Here is a 21,054-nt window from a genome sequence, read left to right on the forward strand (position 1 = left end):
CGTCGGATGGCTGCTCGACCAGTGGGGTTAGCCGAACACACAGCGGCACTCGCACCGAATCCCGCCAGCGATGCCGTGGCGTGCGACTCCGGCGGGTCACCGCAACACCTCGTCGATGAGCCCGAGCGTTGGGGCGTGCCGAGGTAGCGCCTGTCGGATCAGGCCGGGCGTTGCCGGAAAGCCTGTCACCAGGTCGTGCATGGCCTCGGCACGTGTCAGCCCGATCGAGTCGGCCAACGTATGACCAGCCCTGCGGGAGGAGAAGGGATCTGGAAGGTCAGATCTGGTGGGGACCGGACCGTCGAGGCGGTGAGGAAAGGCCGCCGACTGAGGGATTCAGCAGCCCGGCCACATGTGTCACGGTCGCGATCAGACGGAGCAGTTCGTCGTCTGGTGGGGCGCCAGCCTCCAGCCTGACCGCCAGCGCCCGGAAGGCGTCGTCCAGCTCGTGCAGGGCCGGGTCGACGTCGTTCTCGGCGACCGCCTCGATGAGCACCCGGGCGCTGCGGTTCAGTTCGTCCCGGTACACCTCTACGATGCCCGGCCAGCCTCGGTGGACCCAGTCTGGCCACTCGTCGCGCAGCCGCTCGGCGTCCAGGCACATCCGCAGGCGATGGAACATGACGCCCAGATCGTAGTAGCGACGTCGATCCGGGCGTAGGTGCCCGCCGGTGACGTGTATCAGAAGTTCGAAGGTGTCCCGGATCGAGCGGCGACGTCGGCTGGCCGGTCGGTCGGCGAGGACGCTCGGCTGAGTCCAGGCGACCAAGTCCCTGACGGCGTGGTCGGCGGCGTCGACCAGCATGCCGGGGACGCGTAACTGCCGAAGATGGTACACGGACCATCGGCGTACCGTCCCGAGTTCCTCCACCGCCTCGGGCGGCAGGGTGAAGGCCATGTAGTAGAGCTCACCGAAGATCTCGTAGAACTGCTCCAGGTCGAACCCCAGCCACAGCTCCCACGGTGGCTCCGGCGCCGCTGCGGTAGGCGGGTTCAGATCCCGGTCGGCGGATTCGTTCACGGCGCACCGAACACCTGGAACGCGGTCACGGTGTCCCCGGTGCCGACCGCGGCGGTGGCACGCCTCAGGGATTCCGCAGGCTGACCGGTTGCGGCGTGGTGCCGGTGGAAATGGTCCATCAGGTCGGCGGTCACCGCGTCGTCGACCTTCCGCAGGGGTGCGACGACGGTGCGGGCACCGGCGGCGAGAAAGGCTCCGGGCAGCCCGACGTACTCAGAGCCGGAGAGGACCTCACCGGTCCCGGCGTGGCAGGCGCCGAGCACCACCAGCGCGGCCGAGAGGGCGATTCGGCGTACATCGGCGTACCAGAGGAGCGCGCCGTCGGCCAGCCGTAGGCCGGAGTAGTCGGGGTTCTCCGGCAGATAGAAGCCGTGGCAGGCCAGATGTACGACATCCGCGCCGCTGGCCTCCTCACGATAACGGTCCGGGGTGGCCTCCGCGCCGGTGTGGACCCTGGATTCGGTGTAGTTCCGGGCGATCGCCGTACCTTCGTGGTGCGCGTACGGCAGCGAGCCGTCCGGGTCGGCGAACGCGAGTAGGGTCGACGCGGGCCGGGCCGGGCTCTCCAGGACCCTCGCCAGGATGCTCAGGCTCGGCACCAGGCCGACCCGGTACCGTGCGGTGAGCGTCGCGTCCACAGGTTCCGCCCATGCCCCGGCGGCCGGGACCACGAACAGCCGTGCGTCCGGCGCCACCCGGGCATCTACCGGCTCCTCGGTGACACCGTTCCGATCGATGATCCACCTGTCCCGGACCAGCACCGCGTCGCTGCCGTCGAGCAACTCGCGTAGCTTCTGGACAGTCACCGGCGACGGACTCTCCCCGGTGGCCCTGACCCGCTGCGCGGCGATGCGTTCCCGGTCGCGGTGCCGCTTCAGGCCGACGGTGAGCAGGCGGCGGTTTGCGTCGGTCGGCCGCGCTGCGAACAGCCGGACGAGATCGTCGAGCGTTCCGTCGCTCGCCGGAGTGGCGGCGGCCAGCAGTGACCGGCTGGCGTTCCGCTCCAGGATGTCGATCGCCTCCGCGCCGGCCACGCAGCGCGCGAGCGCCTCGTAGACCGGCGTGTACACGGCAGACAGACCACGGTGGATCGTTGCGGAGCTGGTCGTCGCCCTCATCCGCTCCGCCCTCGCGGCCAGCGGCTCCAAGCGCTCCCGCACGGCCGGCGACGGTGGCTCCCCGGCGACGGTAGGGGGCAGGGCGGACAGGTCGCCGGTGTACCCGGTGGCGACCGCCAAGCGATGCTCGCACAGCGGGAGCCAGGTCACGGCGTCCGAGCCGAGCTTGGCCATATTGTTCAGGCACCACTCCAACTGGACCCGGGTGAACGTCGGATCATCGCTCTGCACCGCCAGTACGTAGGTATGCCACCACGGCAGGCCGCGCGGATCGACCACCCCGAGCCGGCCGAGAGTATCCGTCAGCAGCGGTCCGTCCCCCAGCCCGAGCGCGGCCACCAGCAGGCGGCGCAGCGCCGCGGCCAGGCCGACATCGTCCCGAGCGCGGGAGAGCGCGTGGACGGCGCGGTCAGCGTGGTACGCCAACCGTTCGAGGGAACCGGGCGCGGGCCACACCGTACGGAGAATCAGGTCGCAGAGCATGCCCTCGGCACGTCCCTCCGACCGAAGGTCACCGGCCTCCCGGCTCGCCTCGGCGGCCCGGACCAGGACCGATTCGGCTTCCTCGACCCGGTCCTGGTGAATCAGCGCACGCGCATCCGCAAGCCCGTCGATGCCTGCTTGCCCAGCCGGTGCAGCCCGCTCCCCGGGCTCTTCCCGAGGTGACAGCTGGCTCAGGACGTTCCGCAGCGCCTCCAGGTGCCCGCGCGAAAGGCCGGAGGCGGCAACGTCCCCGATCAGCTCGTCGACGAAAGCCAGCGCGGCGGGGGTACGCAGCGCCAGCTCGGCCTGCAGCACCTCCGCCATCTCCGCCCGGCCGGATACGTGCATGAGCGCACACACCGCGTAGACGGCCTCGTGCCGCGCTTCCAGGTGCTCTTCCAGGAACGTGATCCGCACCGGTCACCGCCCGCACGAACAGGCGGTGCCACCCGGGCACAGCACGAAGGTCACCTGCCGGACGGTGAATCGTGCTGTGTCCGGCCCGGTCCAGAACTCGCGCATGCCGGAGCGCAGCAGCGCGGCGAGCGTGCCGGTGGTACCCGAGCCTCCACCACCCCGCTCGGTGACCCCTTCCCGGGTCAGCCCGCGCAAGTCCTGCGGTACGTCGGAGAACACCGCCACGAGTGTCTCGCAGCGCCCGGAGACTGCCGGGACCGCTGCGGGCCAGAGCAGCGGCAGGCCCGGGTCTCGGCCGCCGGGTCGCTCGCCGATGACCCGGGTGTCCCCGGGGGCCAGCGCCATTCCAGCCGGTTCGGACTCGTTCAGGACCGAGACTCGGCCGGCGAGGCCCAGGTCGAGCACGCTCACGTAGACGGTGCCGGTGCCGGTGCCGTTGACCACAGCGAGGTGAATCCGGTCGCCCGGGTGCAGAACCATGCCGTCCGTGACCGGGCCCGAAGGGCCGTCGAGACGCAGTTCGACGGGCGTGGACAGGTCGCCGGGCTCGTCGCCGAGGCTGCGCAGCCGGGCCGAAGTGACGAGGCTGTCGACGTGGCGGCGCAGCCGATCCAGGTCGGGCAGCGGGTCGCGGTGCAAGGGGAGACCAGCGCCGTCGTAAAGCCGGTATCCGGCGGAGACCGTCACGATTGCGGCTTCGTCGCCGTCCGTCACGACACGAACTCCCGGAATGGACCTGAGGGTCGCGACGGCCGCATCGTCTGCGGAGGCCACCCGCACGCACGCATCCTGGCCGGTGCTCCGCCAGGGGTGCGCGACTCCCTTGATCGTGACCCCGGGTGCAGCAGTCAGGGCGGCCGCCGCACCCTCCACCCGACTGACCCGGACGATCGGCGCGGCCGAGTCCGGTGGTCGGCCGGTGGGAGAGAGCAGGAGCTCGTCGCCGGGACGGATGCCGTGTACCCGAGCACCATCGATCCACGCTTGGCCGGTCACCCGGTCCACTCGGATCGGGTGCGGACGGCCGGAGTGGCGGACAGTTGTCGTGAACGCCACCCGGTCGGCCGGACCCGCTGCCTCCGGATGCTGCAACGGGTTGCGGGCCATGATCGCCAGACGTGCCCGCTCGATCGCCTCAGTCCAGGTCACGTACGGGTCGTCACGCAGGATCGGCGCCAGTGCTGCGGTGAGGTAACCGTGGACCCCGCCCAGCTCGGCGGACCAGCCCTCCATCGCAATCTCCAGGGAACCGCACGCCACCACCCGTACCGCATCTGGATTGGCATCGTTCCACGGGTAGTCCGGATGCGCGGCCTGCAACCGGCCGAAGGCGTCTGCCGCTTCTCGCCACCGTCGCGTCACGGCCGGGACTGGCCAGTCTGCCTCCCAGCCCCGAACCCGGGCCCCTTCACCGCGCGCCATCCGCGACGAGTGACAGCAGTCGAGGATCGCCGTCACGTTAGGGCTGCGCAGCGTCAGCCGCCACAGTAGGACGCTCAACTCGTCCGCCAGGATGCCGCGGAAGTCCTCCGTCCCGCCCTCGGCGATGTCGGTAGGAAGGAGGAATCGCAGCTCTCGGGGTGCGCCTGCCAATTCCGTCGTCGCACGCCCGCCGTGCCCCGAGTAGTAGACGACCACCCCGTCACCCGGCTCGATCGCCGCGATCAAGGCCTCGAATGCCGAAAGAACCCCGGCTCGGGAGGCCGCTTCCCCACGTAGCGAGCTGACGTCGAAGCCTCGTGTTTTCAGGACCTCGCCGACCAGGTCGGCGTCGTTGTGGCACCCGGACAGGTCATAGGTCTGGCTCGCGATGACCAGAGCGCGATCCGCCATGTCGCTCCACAATCCCCACTGTCGGCTGCGCGGTCCGCCACAAGGGTAGGGGTCGTATGCGGTGGGTGGCATTCCCGCATCGTGTTCCGATCCGGACAGTCCTCAATCCGACACGCCGGCTCTGCTGTTCGTCCCTGGTAGCGGGAGCCGAGGCCGCAGGTCCGTGCCACGCTGTCGCGGTCAGAGCGCACCCGGACATCGGGTGCACCGCTCTGGCCCGGGTCCTCGGAGCCAAGAGTGCAGTACCCCGCGATCTGCATCCCTTTCGACGGGGGTGGGAGCGGTGCGCGTCCGAGCGGAAACGCCAGCGAGGGGTGATCTCCGGTGCCGGGTGTCGGTCGCCATTGTCGGGTTCAGGCAGTTCAGTGTCGACCTCCGACGACCAGTGGGAAGCTCATCGGTCGTGGCGTTGGGTAACCGCCGGTTGTCGACTCTCGTCATCGTCGGAGTGCACTCGTCCATTCCGACGCCGTCCAGTCGGGAGGTGACGTCGCTCGACTATTCTCGCCACTCGCAGGCAAGTCCGGTCCAGTGTGGAGGTCGGGTCGAAGGTGAGGTGGCTGACCAACCGGGGTACGGCTCGGGAGATTGAGCGGCTGAAAGCCGGTTTCGCCCAGCCTGGACTCTCCGGCAAGGCTCTCGACCGGGCGGTTGCCCAGTACGGCCGAACCGTGCGCGCTCTACTCGACGAGGACAGCGCGCAGGCCGCGGCGATCTTCCGGGAATACGACGCACGTGTGCCACGTGGGCGGTACGAACTGGCCTTCGACCCGCGGGACGACGAGTGGCTCGGCGGCTTGATCCGTCGCGACGACCTCGAGTCGGTCACCGTGGCCTTCGAGATCGCCTGCACCGTGGGTCTACTCGACCGTCGGGTGGAGGCGCGCGATCGGCTCGCCGCGCTGGTGGGTCGCAGCAACGACGCGAATGCGTTGATCCACTGGCTGCTGCGCTGGCAGGAGCTGGGGATCCTGACCACCGGCACCACCGAACTCGCGATCGGCTCGTACGTCAAGCGGGCGACGCTGGCGCAGGACCGGCAGCTGTGGACCACCTACTTCGCCGACGTGGCCCAAGACGAGGTGCCGGACCTGTTCGAGGTGCGGGTCTTCCTGGGCCACGGGCGTGCGGCGGTCGGCCTCGCGCGTAGCCCTCGCCAGCAGCAGGAGGCCATGGAGTGCTGCCTGACCTCGCCCCGGATCGAGGACGCCGAGGCCGGGCTCGGGCTTGCCCGCACCACGGGCGCGGACGCCCGGGCCGCACAGCTGGCTGATCGTCTGGGTGACCTGCACGCGCACGACGGTGGGCACCGGGTGGCCATCGCCTACTATCGCGCTGCCGGCAACGACTCACGGGTAAGCCGATGCCACGAGGCGCTCGGCGAGCTGCGCGAGGCGGTGTGCACCTGCCCGGCAGGCGAGCCTGAGCGCCTCGCCGACCTTGTCGTCAGGAGCCAGTCCGCGGTGGCGGACCTGCTGCATCAGCAGGATTTCCTTGCGGCGGCGCGCCAGCTCGATGAACTCACCGGGCAACTCGGCCGGACGCAGGAGGTTCCGGCGGTGCTCGACTGCCGCACCGCGCTCACCCTGCAGCGTGACGCGGTGACGGCGCTCGGACGGCGGCACTACGGCGCGGTGGTGGACCGGTGCGAGGCGACCCGCCGCCAGGAGGTCTTCGCCGAGTGGAGCCTCTTCGAGGAGGCGGTAGGCGAACTGTCGCCGGCGGCCGAGCGGGCCGAGGACGCGAACGACCCTGCCCGTGCGGTGGGTCTCTTCCATCGGGCCGGGCGGCACGGTGAGGTGCTGCGACTGAACATGCACGACCCGACACCGGAAGGTCTCGCCGCTCGGGCCGCCTCCCGCGAGGCCGGTGGGGACCTGGTCGGCGCGGCCCGCATCTACGACGAGGCCGGGCTGCTGGCCGAGGCCGCTGACCGCTACTTCCGCGCGGAACGTTACGTCCAAGCCGCCCGCTGCCTGTTGCGCTGGCTGCGTGACGACGCCGTCGAGGACCCACGCCTGGCGGAGTGCCTGCGGCAGAGCGGTGACGTCGCCGAGCTGGTGCACATCTGCCTCAACGCCGTCGAGCAGCGCGGCTCGCAGACCCGGGCGTTGGAAGAGTTGCGGCGTCTGAGTACCGATGTCAAGGTCCCCGAGCAGCTGCGGTACGAGGCCGAGACGACTCTGTCCCGGGTCGACGGCGAGGCACGCCGGCAGTTCGAGCAGCACATCGAGGCCTGGGTCAGGGAGGCTAGGGCCACCGTCGACGCGCGGTTCTCCCGGATCTGGGGCCTGGATCTGGGCACCAGCACCTGCTGCGCGGCCATCTACGACACCGCGGTGAAACAACCCGTGCCCTCGACCTGGGGTGGCCCCCTCCAGTTCGCGTCCACCCTCGGCATCGACGACGCAGGGGAGGAACGGGTCGGCCTGAGCGGGCACGGTCTGCTGCAGGCGGACATCGTCGACTACATCAGCGGCTCGAAGCGCCGGATGGGAACCGGGAAGGTCGACCGGGTACGCAATCGTCTCTACCGACCGGAGCAGGTCGCCGCCCATCTGATCTCGCACGCCCGCGAGCAGGTCGAGCGGTACCTCGCGGAGCAGGTACGCGAGGAGATCGGGCGGCGGGCCAGCGCGGAGCTGGGCGAGGTCAGGTCCGAATGGCTGGACTGGGCCGACCGGCACCACGACCTCACGGTCAGCCGCGACCGGCTCGTCGTCACTATCCCGGCGTACTTCTCCACCAATGCCAAGAGCGCTACCCGGGCCGCCGGGGAGATCGCCGGCGTCACCATCGAGCAGCTGATCCACGAGCCGACCGCGGCGTGCATCGACGCCACCCGGGAGCGCCGGCTGAAGAACGGCGTGGTCGTCGCCGACCTGGGCGGCGGCACGCTCGACTTCAGCATCCTCGACGTGGGTGACAACGTCTTCATGGTCAGCGCGGTCCGGGGCAACAACCAGCTCGGCGGGAACGACTTCAACGCCGCCATCGTCGAGCTTCTCGAACGCCAGTTGCGTTCCCGTGGGCTGTTGATCCCGGTGGGGAAGCGTGCCCGCCGGCAGCTCGACGTCGCGGCGGAGATGCTGAAGGTCGAGTTGTCCGAGCGCACCGAGGCCGACTACACGCTGGTCGGTTTCAACGGCTCCGACGTCACCGTGCGACTGACCCGTGACGAGCTGGCGGGCAGCGTCAGCGCCCCGTTGCAGCAGCTGCGCGATCACTGCGTGGAGCTGCGCGCCTCCTGGGGCACCGCACCGGACAATCTGCTGCTGATCGGCGCACCGATGCGGTCGCCGCTGATCCAGCGGGTGTTCGAGGACGCCCTGGGCCTGCGCAGCACCCGGGTGACGGACAACCGGCTGGCGGTGGCGAACGGTGCAGCCATGCTCGGTGCGTCCCGCGACGGCAAGCTCGACGACGAGCAACTCATCATGGACGTGACCCCCTTCGATCTCGGCATCCGGGTCGCCGTCAACGATCAGGATTTCGATCTGTCCGTGTTGATCGCAGCCGACAGCACCATTCCGGTCAAGCGCTCACAGGACTTCACCACCCGGTACGACAACCAGGAGAAGGTCCTGGTCGAGGTCTTCAACAGCCACCTGGGCGGCGACGAGACCAAGATCGGTGAGTTCGAGTTGGCAGGCATCGAGCCGGCGCCGCGGGGCACCCCGGTCATCAAGGTGACCTTCGCCATCAACACCAGCTGCCTGCTCACGGTCACCGCCCTCGACGTGCGGACGGGGGTCTCCCGGTCCCTGGAGATCACCGATCCGACGCTGCTCACTCCCGATCAGGTCGCCGAGCTCAAGCGCGACTACCTGCAGAAGAAGGAATGGGAGAAGCTCGGTCACGAACTCACGGCCCTCATGGACGAGTCCGACCGGGTGACGGCGGCGCACCTCCAGGACGAGTTCCGTGGCCGGCTGGAACGGTTCGCCCCCGGCGCGGGCGTGCGCCCCGACGAGCGCACCGAGCGCGTCCTGGGCGAGATGTTCGCCGGCGCCCGGCTGATCGAGGCGGAAGTCCTGGCCTGGCTCCCCCCGTTGCGTGACCTCACGCTCAAGACGCGGCAGCACCTTGCCCGGCATCGCACCGAAGGTGCGACGGCCGGCCTCCAGACCGGGCTGCTGCTGAAACAGCAACTGACGGAGATGCTGGAGCCCCTCCGGCCGGGATTGGCGAAGCTGGCGCATTGGAACGCGGTGCTGCACGGGCTGGAACTGGCCGAGCCGGATCCGGTGCTGCGGTTCCGTCGGCACGTGGACTCGGCGGAGTACGTCGCCGCGCTGAAGATCGCCGGTGGCACGGAGTGCTCCCTGGTGGAGGCCGACGACATCCGACGTCACCTGCACTGCCTGGCGCACACCGACGATCTCGACGGCTACCGCGCGACGCTGACCTCGCACGCGAACCTGCTGGTGGTGACTTCGGTCAGCAAGCTCCGACCGGAGAGCTTCGCCGGTGTCATCGACGCGGCGACGGCGACGGTGCGCGTTCCTTCGGGTGGGCCGCACCCCGGTGAGGGTGACGGTTTCCTGGTTTCGGATCGGCACCTGATCATCGATCGGCACCTGTTGGGCGACACCACGGACGGGGCCGGGGTGATCGTCGAGCTCGACTCGGGTCGGGTGGCCGTGGAGAAGCTCTTCGTACCGGAGGATTCCGCCGTCGACCTCGCGGTGCTGCGGCTGGCCGCCCCGGTGAGCGCAGTGCCGCTGCGCCTCGGCTACCCGCGACTGGTCAGCATCGGTGACGAACTCTGGGCCGGCGGGACGAGCACCGCGCAGCCGCCGCGTCGGTGCGTGCACAGCGCGGTGGTTGACGACCTACGCTCACTCGGCGGCCACCTACCCATGATCAAGCTCGGCGAGTCGGCGACGCGACTGACCGGGACCGGCCCGGTCGTCACCGATCTGGGCGAGGTGGTCGGCGTGGTCACCGCCCGGCACCGGCAGGTGGCCGCCGCCGGCACCTTCGCCTTCTCGGTCGCGGCGATCCTGCCACTGCTCCGGGACGCCGGCTGGCAGCGGTTCGAGTCACCCGAACCACCGCGCTGATGAAGCGACGTCGATCAGTCCTTGTCGGCGTCCCGGGCCGGGTCGAGCTGTCGCGTGATGAACGACGCGATCTTCTCGGGATCCTTCAGGTGTCCGGTGTCGATCTCCACGGACCGCTCGCCGTGCCGTACCCGGATCCTGGTCCGGCGGTGCCGCGTACCCAGCCAGACACCGACCGTGGTGGCGACGGCCGTCAGCAGAGCCTCGTGGTCCGACACCACCTGCAGACTGTCCGACAGGAGGCCCATTGCCCCGGGTTCGGCCGCCCGGTTCGACACCGGGGCGATGCGGGCCGTGCGCAGGGTGTCGTCACGACGGCACCAGTCCGCGAGAGCGAAGATCTCCGGCTCGGTCGAATCGATCGTGATGGTCGTCGGCACCGACTCATCATATCCGGGCCATGAAACACGCGGTCGTGACCGAAGGGCTGGCCATGCTCGACGACATACGGGCACTCCGCTATCCGTCCGTCGGGGAATTCGACGCACTCCTGCAGCGCCTCGCCGTCGCCCAGCGGGAAGCCATCGGTGCCGGTGACTACCAGATCGCCTTCCTGCTGGAGGACTGCGCGACCGAGCTGGGCGGGCACCGCCCCGACATCGAGTCGGCGGCCGAAGTCCGTGCCGCGCGGGCGGTGCAGCGCAAGGCCCACGAGATCCTGCGCGCCAGCCGCGACGGCCGTCCCCCCACAACCGACGATCTGGAGGGAACGATCCATCGCCTCCGGAGCGCGGGTGCGGCCATGCTCGCCGTACAGCACTTCATGCTCGCCGCCGAACTGGCCGACCTGCGCGCTGACCTAGGCCGCCTGACCGCCCTGACCGACGACGAGGTTCCGCCGACGGCCACGGTCATCCACAGCAGACTTCCCAGGGCTGAGGACTCGGTCGCCGTGCTGATCGGATCCGCCGAGTACGCCAGTAGCGACATCGTCGACCTCACCGGGGTGCGCAACAACCTGAGCGACCTGTCCCAGATCCTCGGTGACCACGACCACGGCGGTTTCGACCCCGCCAGGATCCACCAGATCCTGAACCCGGACCTGACCGCGGCGAGACGGGTCGCTGCGCTGAGCGCGGAGGTCACCGACACGCTCGTGGTGTATTTCGCCGGCCACGGCACGGTGGGCCCGGACGGCGAGCTCTACCTGGCGCTGCCGGAGAGCACCCCCGGCTACGAGCACTTCGACGGCCTGCCGTATGCCAAGATCAGGCAGGCGATCCTGGACAGCCCGGCCCGCCAACGTGTGGTGATCCTCGACTGCTGCTTCTCCGGCCGGGCGATCGATGCCATGGGTTCGAGCACCGCGCTGCTCGACATGGCCGGCACCTACATCTTGACCAGCACCTCGGCGGTCCGGCCCTCGTACGCACCAGCGGGCGAGCGCAACACCACCTTCACCGGCGCCCTGTTGGAGGTGATGCGCCACGGCGTCGACAACGGCGAGAGCCTGCTGCGCGTCACCGAGATGTACCGGCCGGTGTGGCGTCACCTGCGCAGACTCGGCCGGCCGGCTCCGGAGCAGCGCCTCACCGGAGCCGCCGAAACCCTGGCCCTGGTCCGCAACCCGGCCGCCGGCAGGCCCGTCGCCGGGAGCTGACGCCCGGATACACCGGTTCGTCTCGCTCGTCGGCGACAACCCTGCGACACGGCGCAGCCCGGGACACCCTCCCTCCTGCGGGCGGCCGGGCCGGGCGCGGTAGGACCGGCGGGGGTGGGCCATCGACCACCGGGTGGAGACGGTCCGGGCGAAGCTGGGCCTGGGGGAGACCGTCCATGCGACGGACGACCGTTCCACCGCCCGGGCGGCACGGCTGGCGGCTCCGTCCTGAGCGACGACACGGATCCCGAGCAGGCGGATCCACCACCCGATCCCGCCGCCGGCGACAGTAAATCCGCTGGCGTCCGGCGCGCGGCGGTAGTACAAACCTGCCGTGGACGAGACCCTGGGATTCGCCGATCTGTTGCGGCTGATGGACGAACGGTCGCACGCTTTCCGGGCGGCGGTGGCCGCGGCGCCCAGCCTCGACGTGCAGGTGCCGACCTGCCCCGAGTGGACGCTGTTCGACCTGGTGCGGCATCTGGGCGAGGGCCGTCACCGGTGGGCGGTCACCGTGGCCGCAGGACCCGCCGGGGCGCCCCCGCAGGTGTCCGCTCCGGCGGCGCCCCGGGAGCGTGCCGCCCTGCTGGCCTGGTTCACCGCGTCGACGCGGGAGCTGCTGGACGCATTGCGGGAGGCCGGCCCGGACCGCGGCTGCTGGACGTGGTGGGGCCCGTCGCAGTCGCCGCAGACGACCGGCGCGGTCGCCCGGCACCAGCTCCAGCAGGTCGCCGTGCACACCTACGACGCCCAGGTCACCGTGGGTGACCCGCAGCCGCTGCCGGTCGCGGTGGCCCTCGACGGTGTCGACGAGTTCCTGACCACCTGCGTCGCGACGACGTTCCCGTGGCCGCACGAGCCCGCGGTCATCGACTACCACGCCGTCGAGGGCCGTTCCTGGCGGATCTGGTTCTCCGCCGACGGCGCCCGGACCGCCCGCCTCCCCGACCCGGTCGCCGCCGAGGTCCCGGCGGTGACCTGGGCCTCCGCCCGCGGGACGGCCCACGAGCTGGTCATGTTCTGCTACGGCCGCATCACGATGGACGCGCTGCGGATCGAGGGCGACCGGCGCGTCTTCGAGCAGCTCATCGCCTGGGAGCCGGGGGAGTAGGACACGCCGCCGGGCCACCGGGCGCGGGGTGGTGCCGGCGGGGAGCACCGAGTGTGCGGTCAGGTCCGGTCCCCGGTCCAGGCCGCTTCGAGGATCGCGGTCAGGCTGGCGGTGTCGGTCGGGCCGGGATGGTTCTGGATCAGGCGGGTGACGCCACCGGCCATCTCCGCGAAGCGTGGGAGGTCGGCGCGGGCCACGCCGATGTCCGCCAGGGTGGCCGGGATGCCGATGTCGGCGAGCAGCCCGTCGAGCCAGGTGAGGAACGTGTCGGTGGCCTCGGCGTCGGAGGCGTCGGCCACGTCGAGCCCGCACACCCGGGCGAGGTCGGCCAGCCGGTCGCCGACGGCGTCCCTCGCCGCGTCCAGCGCGTAGGGCAGCAGCAGCCCGACGCCCAGGCCGTGCGGCGTGTGGGTGGCCGCGCCGATCGGGTACTGGAGCGCGTGCGGGGCCGCGTTGCCCGCGTGGGAGAAGGCGAGCCCGGCGAGCATCGACCCGTAGGACATGTCCGCGCGGGCCTCGGTGTCGCCGCCGTCCCTGACCGCCCGACGCAGGCTGCGGGCGATCCGCTCCGCGGCCAGCAGCGCGTAGTGGTCGGTGACCGGGTTGCGGCCGAGGAAGACCTGCTCCACCGGGTCGCGTGGTCCGTGCGGCCGGGGTCGCGCGGTGTAGCTCTCCACCGCGTGACAGAACGCGTCGATGCCGGAGTGGGCGGTGACGGTCGCCGGGCAGGTGTAGGTGAGCTCGGGGTCGACGATGGCGAAGTCCGGCACGATGTGGACGCTGGACACCCCCACCTTCAGCGCGCGGTCCGGGTCGGTCAGCACCGAGACGGGAGTGAGTTCGGAGCCGGTGCCCGAGGTCGTCGGGACGGCGACGAGAGGAATCGTCGGCCCCGGCACCCGCGACTCACCGTAGAAGTCGCGTGGCGTCCCACCGTGCCGCCGGATGACCCCGACGATCTTGGCAAGGTCGATCACCGTGCCGCCCCCGATGGCGAGGATCACGTTCGCGTCCACCTCGGCGGCGGCCGACACGGCCAGGTCGACGTCGGTGAGCGGCACGTCCGGCGTCGCGTCGGAGAACACCGCGACGGCCTCGACCCGCTCTCGCACGGCGGCCACGATCCCGGCGACCCCCGGCTGCCCCAGCAGCACCCGGTCGGTCACGACCAGGACGCGCGAGCCGCTCTCGGCCACCACCCGGGGGATGTTCTGCGCGACCCCTTCACCCACGATGAGCTGGCGTGGGCCGCGGACGGTCTCAAGCATGGCGGTGCCTCTCCGGAACGTCGGCGGCGATCTGCTGGGCGGGCGTGCCGGCCACACACGCGACCGGGACGGCATCGGCGAGGTCGGCCGCCGGGGTGGCGCGGGCGCCGGGCGGCCGGAGCAGGGGGCCGGTCACGGTAGGTCGACCGCCGCGTAGGTGAGGTCGAGGTACTCGAGGATTCCCTCGTGCGAGCCCTCCTTGCCGATCCCGGACTGCTTCACGCCGCCGAACGGGGCCGACGGGTCCGAGATCAGCCCACGGTTGACACCGAGCATCCCGGTGTCCAGCCCCTCGGCGAACCGGAGCGCCCGCCGCAGGTCACGGGTGAAGACGTAAGCGGCCAGACCGTGCTCGGTGTCGTTGGCCTTCGCCAGCACCTCGTCGTCGGAGGTGAACGCGATGACCGGCGCCACCGGGCCGAAGATCTCGGTCGCCAGCATCCGCGCGTCGTCGGGCACGTCGACGAGGACGGTGGGCGGGTAGAAGTGACCCGGCCCGCCCGGACGTTTGCCACCCACCAGGACCCGGGCGCCCCGGTCGACCGCGTCGGTCACGAGCCCGTCGATCGTGGTGACCGAGGCCTCGTCGATCAACGCCCCGACGTCCACCCCGTCGTCGAGGCCGTGGCCCACCGACAGCGCGCCCATCCGCTCGGCGAAGCGCGCCGTGAACTCCTCGCGTACCGGCTCCTCGACGTAGATCCGGTTGGCGGCGATGCAGGACTCCCCGATGTTGCGCATCTTGGCCACCATGGCGCCGTCGAGCGCGACGTCCAGGTCGGCGTCGGCGCACACGATCAGGGCCGCGTTGCCGCCCAGCTCCATCGAGGTACGCAGCACGTTGTCCGCCGCCTGGCGGAGCAGTACCCGCCCGACCTCGGTCGACCCGGTGAACGACAGCTTGCGGGTCCGCCGGTCGGCCAGCAGTGCGGAGACCACGTCGCCGGAACGCCGGGTGGTCACCACGTTGACGACGCCCGCAGGGACGCCGACCTCCTCCATGATCCGGGCCAGCAGCAGCATGGTGAGCGGTGTCTGGCCCGCCGGCTTGGTGATCGTGGTGCACCCGGCGGCCAGCGCGGGGGCGATCTTGCGGGCGCCCATGGCCAGCGGGAAGTTCCAGGGCGTCACGAAGACGCACGGCCCGACCGGCTTCGGCACGGTGAGGATGCGGTATCCGCCGGCGGGAGCGGTGCTGTAGCGCCCCTCGACGCGGACCGCCTCCTCGGCGAACCACCGGAAGAACTCGGCGCCGTAGCCCACCTCCGCCCGCGCCTCGGCGAGCGGCTTGCCCATCTCGAGCGTGATCAGCCGGGCGATCTCCTCGGACCGCGCGGTCAGCGCCCGGTACGTCGCGGTCAGCAACTCCGACCGCTTGCGCGGCGGGGTCGCCGCCCACTGCGCCATCGCCCCGCTCGCCGCGTCCAGCGCGGCGAGACCGTCGGCGACCTCGGCGTCCGCCACCTCGGCGATGGTCCTGCCGGTGGCCGGGTCCTCGACGGCGAAGGTGGCGCCGTTCGCCGCGTCGCGCCAGTCGCCGCCGATGCGCAGCCGCCGGTGCTCGGGAGCCAGGACGTCCATCGGATCACTCATCGCGTCGCCTCCTGTTGATCCTCGTGGTGATGGCCGGGGGCGGACCCGGGCGGTCGCGCCCCCGTACGGTCGGACCGGCCGCGCCCGTCCCCCGGGGGGCGTGTTCGCCACCCGGGTCGGTGCGGCTACCGCCCGGCCTCGGACAGCGACAGCCCGGTGCCCGCGTCGAACAGGTGTGCCCGGTCCAGGTCGACCGTGACGAGCAGCCGCTCGCCCGGCGTACCGGTGATGGTGGGTCGTGCCTTGATCTTGAGGATCTCCGTTCCCACCCGGACGTCGACCACCGTGCGGTCACCCAGCGGTTCGAGGCCGTAGAGCTCCCCCGGCAGCGACGCGGACCCCCGCGTCTCGACGGACAGGTCCTCCGCCCGCAGGCCCAGCAGCAGGGCCTGCCCGTCCCGCGCCGTGGTGGCGCGGGGCCGCGGCAGCGTCCAGCCCGCCGCACCGACCAACCGGTCCCCCTCGGCGCGGCAGGCGAGCAGGCTGATCGGCGGGCTCCCGACGAACCCCGCGACCCACTGGTTGGCGGGACGTTCGTACACCTCGGTCGGCGTGCCGACCTGTTGCACCCGCCCTTCCTTGAGCACCGCCACCCGGTCGGCCATCGACAGCGCCTCGACCTGGTCGTTGGTCACGTAGACGAAGGTCGCGCCGAGGCTGCGGTGGATCCGGGTCAGCTCGGTACGCATCTCGACCCGGAGCTTGAGGTCGAGGTTCGTCAGCGGCTCGTCCATCAGGAACGCGCGCGGGCTGCGGACCAGCGCCCGCGCCAGGGCGACCCGCTGCATCTCACCGCCCGACAACTGCGCCGGACGCCGCTGCAGCAGCCGTTCGATGTGCAGCAGGCTCGACATCCGCTGCACCGCGTCGGCGATCTCGCCGGGGGAGCGGCGGCGCGCCCGCAGCGGCGAGGCGATGTTCTCGTACGCGGTGTGGCGCGGGTAGAGGGCGTAGTTCTGGAAGACCATGGCCAGGTCGCGGTCGGCCGGGGCGTCGCCGGTCGCGTCCCTGCCGTCCAGGTGCACCGATCCGGCGTCGGGCCGGTCCAGGCCGGCGATGGCCCGCAGGGTCGTCGTCTTGCCCGCGCCGGAGGGGCCGAGCACGACGAAGAACGAGCCGTCCGGCACGTCCAGCGTCACCCCGTCCAGGGCCTGGACCCGGCCGAAGGACTTGCGCAGCCCGCGCACCGCCACGGTTCCCATCAGGCCACCAGCCTTTCCGTGTGCGTGTCGTAGACCGCCGGGATGCCGCCGGTGTGCCGCAGCCCGACCGGCGCGTCGGCGGCGAACCGCACGGTCGGTGCCATCCGGACCCGTACCTCGCGCCGGCCACCGTGGTCCACCACGTAGATGATCTCGTCGCCCAGCCACTCCACCGACACCACCCGGCCCGGGACCGACCCGTGCGTCCCCGGTGCCGTGACCTCCAGGGCCTCCGGGCGGACGCCGGCGACCAGCGGACGGTCGCGGGGCAGGTCCGGCGGCGGGGTGAGGACCAGTCCGCCCTGACCGCGCAGCTTCCCGTCGGCCACCTCCACCTCGATCAGGTTCATCGGCGGGGAGCCGATGAACGCCGCGCAGAACAGGCTCGCCGGCCGGTCGTAGACCTCCAGCGGCGTGCCGATCTGCTCGACCCGACCCTTGTTGAGGATCGCGATCCGGTGACCGAGCGACATCGCCTCCACCTGGTCGTGGGTGACGTAGACCATGGTCGCGCCCAGCTCCCCCTGCAGGTGCTTGATCTCGGTACGCATGTCCGCTCTCAGCTCCGCGTCCAGGTTGGTGAGCGGCTCGTCCATGAGGAAGGCGCGCGGTCGGCGTACCAGGGCGCGGGCGAGCGCCACCCGCTGCTGCTCGCCGCCGGACAGCTGCCGTGGCCGCCGGTCGAGCAGCGGACCGAGCCGCATCAGCCGGGCGGCCTCGGCGACCCGCCGCTGCACCTCCGGCTTGGGCAGCCCCTCGGCCCGCAGCGGGAACGCCAGGTTGTCCCGGGTCCGCAGGTGCGGGTAGAGCGCGTAGAACTGGAACACCATCGCGATGTCACGCTCGGCCGGTGGCAGGTCGTTGACCAGCGTGTCACCGATGCGGATGTCACCGGTGGTCTGCCGCTCCAGACCGGCCACCGCCCGCAGCGTGGTCGTCTTGCCGCACCCCGAGGGGCCGAGCATCACGAACAGCTCGCCGTCGCCGATGGACAGGTCCACGTGGTCGACCGCCACCGTCCCGTCCGGGTACCGCTTGTGCAGGGCGGTCACGTCGATGCCCGCCATCAGCGTCGCACCGCCCCGAGCGTCACACCGGCGACGAGGTGCCGGCGCACCAGGTAGGCGAAGACGAGCACCGGCAGGGCGAAGACCACCGAGGCGGCGGCCACCAGACCCCAGTCCACGGTGGTGCCGCCGATCAGGCCGGCGATGGCGGGCGGCGCGGTCCGCACGTCGTCGCTGGAGGTGAGGAAGATGGCGAACACGAACTCGTTCCAGGAGAAGATGAGCGCGAAGACCGCCGTCGCGGCGATGCCGGGGACGAGCAGCGGCAGGGTGAACTTCCAGAACGCCTGGAGGCGGGTGTAGCCGTCGAGCATGGCGGCGTCCTCGTACTCGGCGGGCACCTCGTCGACGAACCCCTTCATCATCCAGATGGTGAACGGGACGTTGAACGCGGCGTAGATGAGGATCAGGCCGAGCTTGGTGTCGATCAGCCCGACCTGCCGGTACATCAGGAAGATCGGCACCACGACCACCACGGGCGGCATGAACCGGGTGGACAGGATGAAGAACAGCTGGTCCTTCTTGGCCCGCAGGGCGAAGCGCGAGTAGGCCCAGGCCGCCGGCACCCCCAGCACGGTGGCCAGCACGGTGGAGACCCCGGCGACCACGACGGAGTTGAGGAACGCCACGGACAGCGCCGAGCGACCGCCGTCGGGGGCGACGAAGACGTCCCGGAAGTGGTCCAGGGTGACCTGGAAGTCGACGAACTTCGCCGGGACGGCGTAGACGTCGCGGTTGTCCTTGATGGACGTCTCGATCATCCAGAGCACCGGGAAGAGCATCACCACGGCCAGCGCGGTCAGCAGCGCGACCTCCAGCACGGCGCGGCCCCGGCCGCGACGGCGGCGGCGGGCGGGGGGTGGGTGGTCCCGGGCCGCACCGGTGGACCCGGCCACGTCGACGGAGACGGCCATCAGTCCTCCTTGAGCTTGTTCAGATAGCGCAGGTAGAGCTGCGTGAGGACGATGACGACGAGGACCATGAGGATCCCGTACGCCGACGCGGTGCCGGTGTTGAAGCCCAGGAACGCGACCTTGTAGACGTGGAACGACAACGTCTCGGTGGAGACGCCCGGACCCCCGCTGGTGAGGATGTAGACCAGGTCGAACAGCCGGAACGCCTCGATGGCCCGGAACAGCACGGCGATGAGCAGCAGCGGCCACACCAGCGGAAGGGTGATGGTGCGGAACCGGAACCACTCGGACGCCCGGTCGATCGAGGCGGCCTCGTACAGGTACTTCGGCACCGCGGTCAGGCCCGCCAGGGCGATCAGCATGATGAACGGGGTCCACTGCCAGGTGTCGACCACGATCAGGGACAGCAGCGCCGTCCGCTGCTTGGTCAGCCACTCCACCTGCCCGAGGCCGAGCGAGCCGAGCATGCTGTTGACCACGCCGAACTGCGCGTCGAGCATGAACCGCCAGAACAGCCCGACCACCACCGGCGACAGCATCATCGGCACCAGGAACAGGGTGGTCAGCACCCCCCGCCCGTGGGTGCGCCGGGAGATCAAATAGGCGATGGAAAAGCCGAGCACGGTCTGCAGGGAGACCGCGCCGACCACGTAGATCAGGGTGGTCAGCGCCCTCAGGTGGACCTGCGCCGACGTCAGGATGGCGGTGTAGTTGCCGAACCCGACGAAGTGCGCGGGACCGCCACGGGTGGCCGAGTAGTCGGTGAAGGACAGGTACAAGGCCCACAGCAACGGGAACACCGACATGCCGAGCAACAGCAGCAGCGCGGGGGAGACGAAGGCCACGGCGAGCCCGCGGTCGCCCAGTCGGCGGGACCGACCCGGCGCAGGCGGCGTCGCGGACGCCACCTGCCCGGGGTGGTCGGTCGTCGGGGGTGCGGGCTCACTCACAGTCCGCCGCCGCCCTTGCGGTTGCCGGAGTCGAGCACGCTCTGCTGCTCCCTGGCGATGTCGTCGAGCGCCTCCTTCGGCTTCTTCGCGCCGTTGAGCGCCGCGTTGACGTTGGTGTTCTCGATGTCGACGAGGCGGGCGTACTCGGGCACGTTCCACATGTCCCGCATCCGTGGCACCGAGTCGGTGTACACCTGGTTGAACGGTCCGGCGTTGAGGAACTCGGGCGACTGCAGGGCGTCGGTACGCGCCGGCACGCCACCGGCCGCGGCCCACTTCTTCTGGACGTCGGCCCGCTCGAACCACTTCATGAAGTTGAGGGCCTCCGCCTGGTTCGCCTTGGGGGAGTACGCCGACACGTGCATCCCCATCCCGCCGAGCGGGACCAGGTTCGTCTTCTGGGTCGGCAGGGTGGCGAAGCCCAGCTTGGTGAGGATCTGCTCCCGGGTGGTGCCGAGCGTCGACTGCTTCGGGTCGAGCAGGCCGCCGCTCGCGGCGATCCAGTTGAACGCGATGCACGCCTTGCCCTGGGCGACGGCCGCGTTCACCTCGTCGATGAACCAGTTGCCGGAGCCCTTGGCGGTCAGCGGCTTCATCTTGTTGACCAGGACGTCCATCGCCTCCTGGCCGGCGGCGTCGTTGAGGACGCCGTCGATCTTGCGGCTCTTGGCGTCCCAGAGATTGCCGCCGTAGACGCCGTTGACCGTGTTGTAGGTGACGGCCGCCGCGTCGGAGCCGTTGGCCTGGTGGAACGCCAGTCCGCTGACGCCCGGGTTGTCCGCCTGGCACTTCTCGGCGACGGAGATCATCTGGTCCCAGGTCTGCGGGGGCTTGTCGCCGATCAGGTCCTTGCGGTAGATCATCGTCCAGGTGTCGCCGAGCAGCGGCAGGCCGTACAGGCTGGCGTTCTCGTCGCGTTTGCCGGTCTCGGCCTGGGGGAACTGGCCGTAGGCCGCCAGCAGGTACGGGTTGTAGGCCTGGACGTCGATGTTCTGCTTGACGAAGTCGGTGAGGTCGAGGATGTTGCCGTTCGTCACGGCCTCGCCGATGTGTTGCGAGTCCAGGATCGGGATGTCGAAGTCGGTCTTGCGCGCGGCGAACTGGGTGAAGATCGCGTCGTGCCAGTTCGCGTTCGGCACGGTGTTGACCTTGATGGTCGCGTTCGGCCGCTCTTTCTTGTACTCCGCGTTCGCGAAGGCCTCCAGCGCGTGGGCGGGGGGCCAGTCGAACCAGATGAAGCTGAGGGTCAGCGGGTCCGTGGTGAGTTCGGGGATGGTCGCCGGCGCCTTGGGGGCGCTCGCCTTCGCGTCGTCGTCCCCGCTGTCGCCGCAGGCCGTGATGGTGGTGGCCACCAGCAACATGGCGGCGGTCGCCAACTGCACCTTCCGCACCGGAGCCGACATTCGTCCTG

14 protein-coding genes are annotated in these 21,054 nt (G+C 70.8%); 3 read left to right on the forward strand and 11 right to left on the reverse strand.

From position 1 onward, the window contains the following. Positions 1–277 precede the first annotated feature (277 nt). The 3 genes from O7612_RS11910 to O7612_RS11920 are packed head-to-tail and all read right to left on the reverse strand — an operon-like array spanning position 278 to position 4,872. Positions 278–1,021, reverse strand: a complete 744-nt coding sequence (locus O7612_RS11910; protein WP_282273078.1) for a hypothetical protein — start codon at positions 1,019–1,021, stop codon at positions 278–280. Next, on the reverse strand, positions 1,018–3,039 hold the full coding sequence (locus O7612_RS11915; RefSeq protein WP_282273080.1) for a CHAT domain-containing protein: 2,022 nt from the start codon (positions 3,037–3,039) through the stop codon (positions 1,018–1,020). The genes O7612_RS11910 and O7612_RS11915 overlap by 4 nt, the downstream gene beginning before the upstream one ends. Before the next feature lie 3 nt (positions 3,040–3,042). After that, complete coding sequence (locus tag O7612_RS11920; protein ID WP_282273082.1) at positions 3,043–4,872, reverse strand: caspase family protein; 1,830 nt, start codon at positions 4,870–4,872, stop codon at positions 3,043–3,045. Between the two features lie 671 nt (positions 4,873–5,543). Here O7612_RS11920 and O7612_RS11925 point away from each other — a divergent pair. After that, positions 5,544–9,938, forward strand: coding sequence for an Hsp70 family protein (locus O7612_RS11925; protein ID WP_282273084.1), 4,395 nt, complete (start codon positions 5,544–5,546; stop codon positions 9,936–9,938). Between the two features lie 14 nt (positions 9,939–9,952). Here O7612_RS11925 and O7612_RS11930 read toward each other — a convergent pair whose 3' ends face one another. Beyond that, positions 9,953–10,318, reverse strand: a complete 366-nt coding sequence (locus tag O7612_RS11930) for a hypothetical protein (protein ID WP_282273086.1) — start codon at positions 10,316–10,318, stop codon at positions 9,953–9,955. A 20-nt stretch (positions 10,319–10,338) separates the two neighbouring features. Here O7612_RS11930 and O7612_RS11935 point away from each other — a divergent pair, with 20 nt between their 5' ends. After that, positions 10,339–11,538, forward strand: coding sequence for a caspase family protein (locus tag O7612_RS11935; protein ID WP_282273088.1), 1,200 nt, complete (start codon positions 10,339–10,341; stop codon positions 11,536–11,538). A 334-nt stretch (positions 11,539–11,872) separates the two neighbouring features. Further along, positions 11,873–12,649, forward strand: a complete 777-nt coding sequence (locus tag O7612_RS11940) for a maleylpyruvate isomerase family mycothiol-dependent enzyme (protein WP_282273090.1) — start codon at positions 11,873–11,875, stop codon at positions 12,647–12,649. A gap of 59 nt (positions 12,650–12,708) precedes the next feature. Here O7612_RS11940 and O7612_RS11945 read toward each other — a convergent pair whose 3' ends face one another. From O7612_RS11945 to O7612_RS11975, 7 genes are all read right to left on the reverse strand, one after another. After that, complete coding sequence (locus O7612_RS11945) at positions 12,709–13,917, reverse strand: iron-containing alcohol dehydrogenase (protein WP_282273091.1); 1,209 nt, start codon at positions 13,915–13,917, stop codon at positions 12,709–12,711. Positions 13,918–14,049: 132 nt separating this feature from the next. Next, positions 14,050–15,510 (reverse strand): NAD-dependent succinate-semialdehyde dehydrogenase, encoded by a 1,461-nt coding sequence (locus tag O7612_RS11950; protein WP_282273093.1) that lies wholly within the window; start codon positions 15,508–15,510, stop codon positions 14,050–14,052. 125 nt (positions 15,511–15,635) lie between these two features. Beyond that, a complete protein-coding gene (locus O7612_RS11955; RefSeq protein WP_282273095.1) occupies positions 15,636–16,712 on the reverse strand; it encodes an ABC transporter ATP-binding protein in 1,077 nt (358 codons plus the stop codon). After that, positions 16,712–17,779, reverse strand: a complete 1,068-nt coding sequence (locus O7612_RS11960) for an ATP-binding cassette domain-containing protein (protein WP_282273097.1) — start codon at positions 17,777–17,779, stop codon at positions 16,712–16,714. Before O7612_RS11960 ends, O7612_RS11955 begins: the two co-directional genes overlap by 1 nt. Beyond that, positions 17,779–18,693, reverse strand: coding sequence for a carbohydrate ABC transporter permease (locus O7612_RS11965; RefSeq protein ID WP_282273099.1), 915 nt, complete (start codon positions 18,691–18,693; stop codon positions 17,779–17,781). Before O7612_RS11965 ends, O7612_RS11960 begins: the two co-directional genes overlap by 1 nt. Next, positions 18,693–19,643 carry a sugar ABC transporter permease gene (locus tag O7612_RS11970; RefSeq protein ID WP_282273101.1) on the reverse strand — a complete coding sequence of 317 codons (951 nt, stop codon included), beginning with the start codon at positions 19,641–19,643 and terminating at the stop codon, positions 18,693–18,695. The genes O7612_RS11965 and O7612_RS11970 overlap by 1 nt, the downstream gene beginning before the upstream one ends. After that, positions 19,640–21,025, reverse strand: a complete 1,386-nt coding sequence (locus O7612_RS11975) for an extracellular solute-binding protein (RefSeq protein ID WP_282273103.1) — start codon at positions 21,023–21,025, stop codon at positions 19,640–19,642. The genes O7612_RS11970 and O7612_RS11975 overlap by 4 nt, the downstream gene beginning before the upstream one ends. Positions 21,026–21,054: the final 29 nt, after the last annotated feature.

Source organism: Micromonospora sp. WMMD987, assembly GCF_029581435.1.
GTDB lineage: Bacteria > Actinomycetota > Actinomycetes > Mycobacteriales > Micromonosporaceae > Micromonospora > Micromonospora rifamycinica.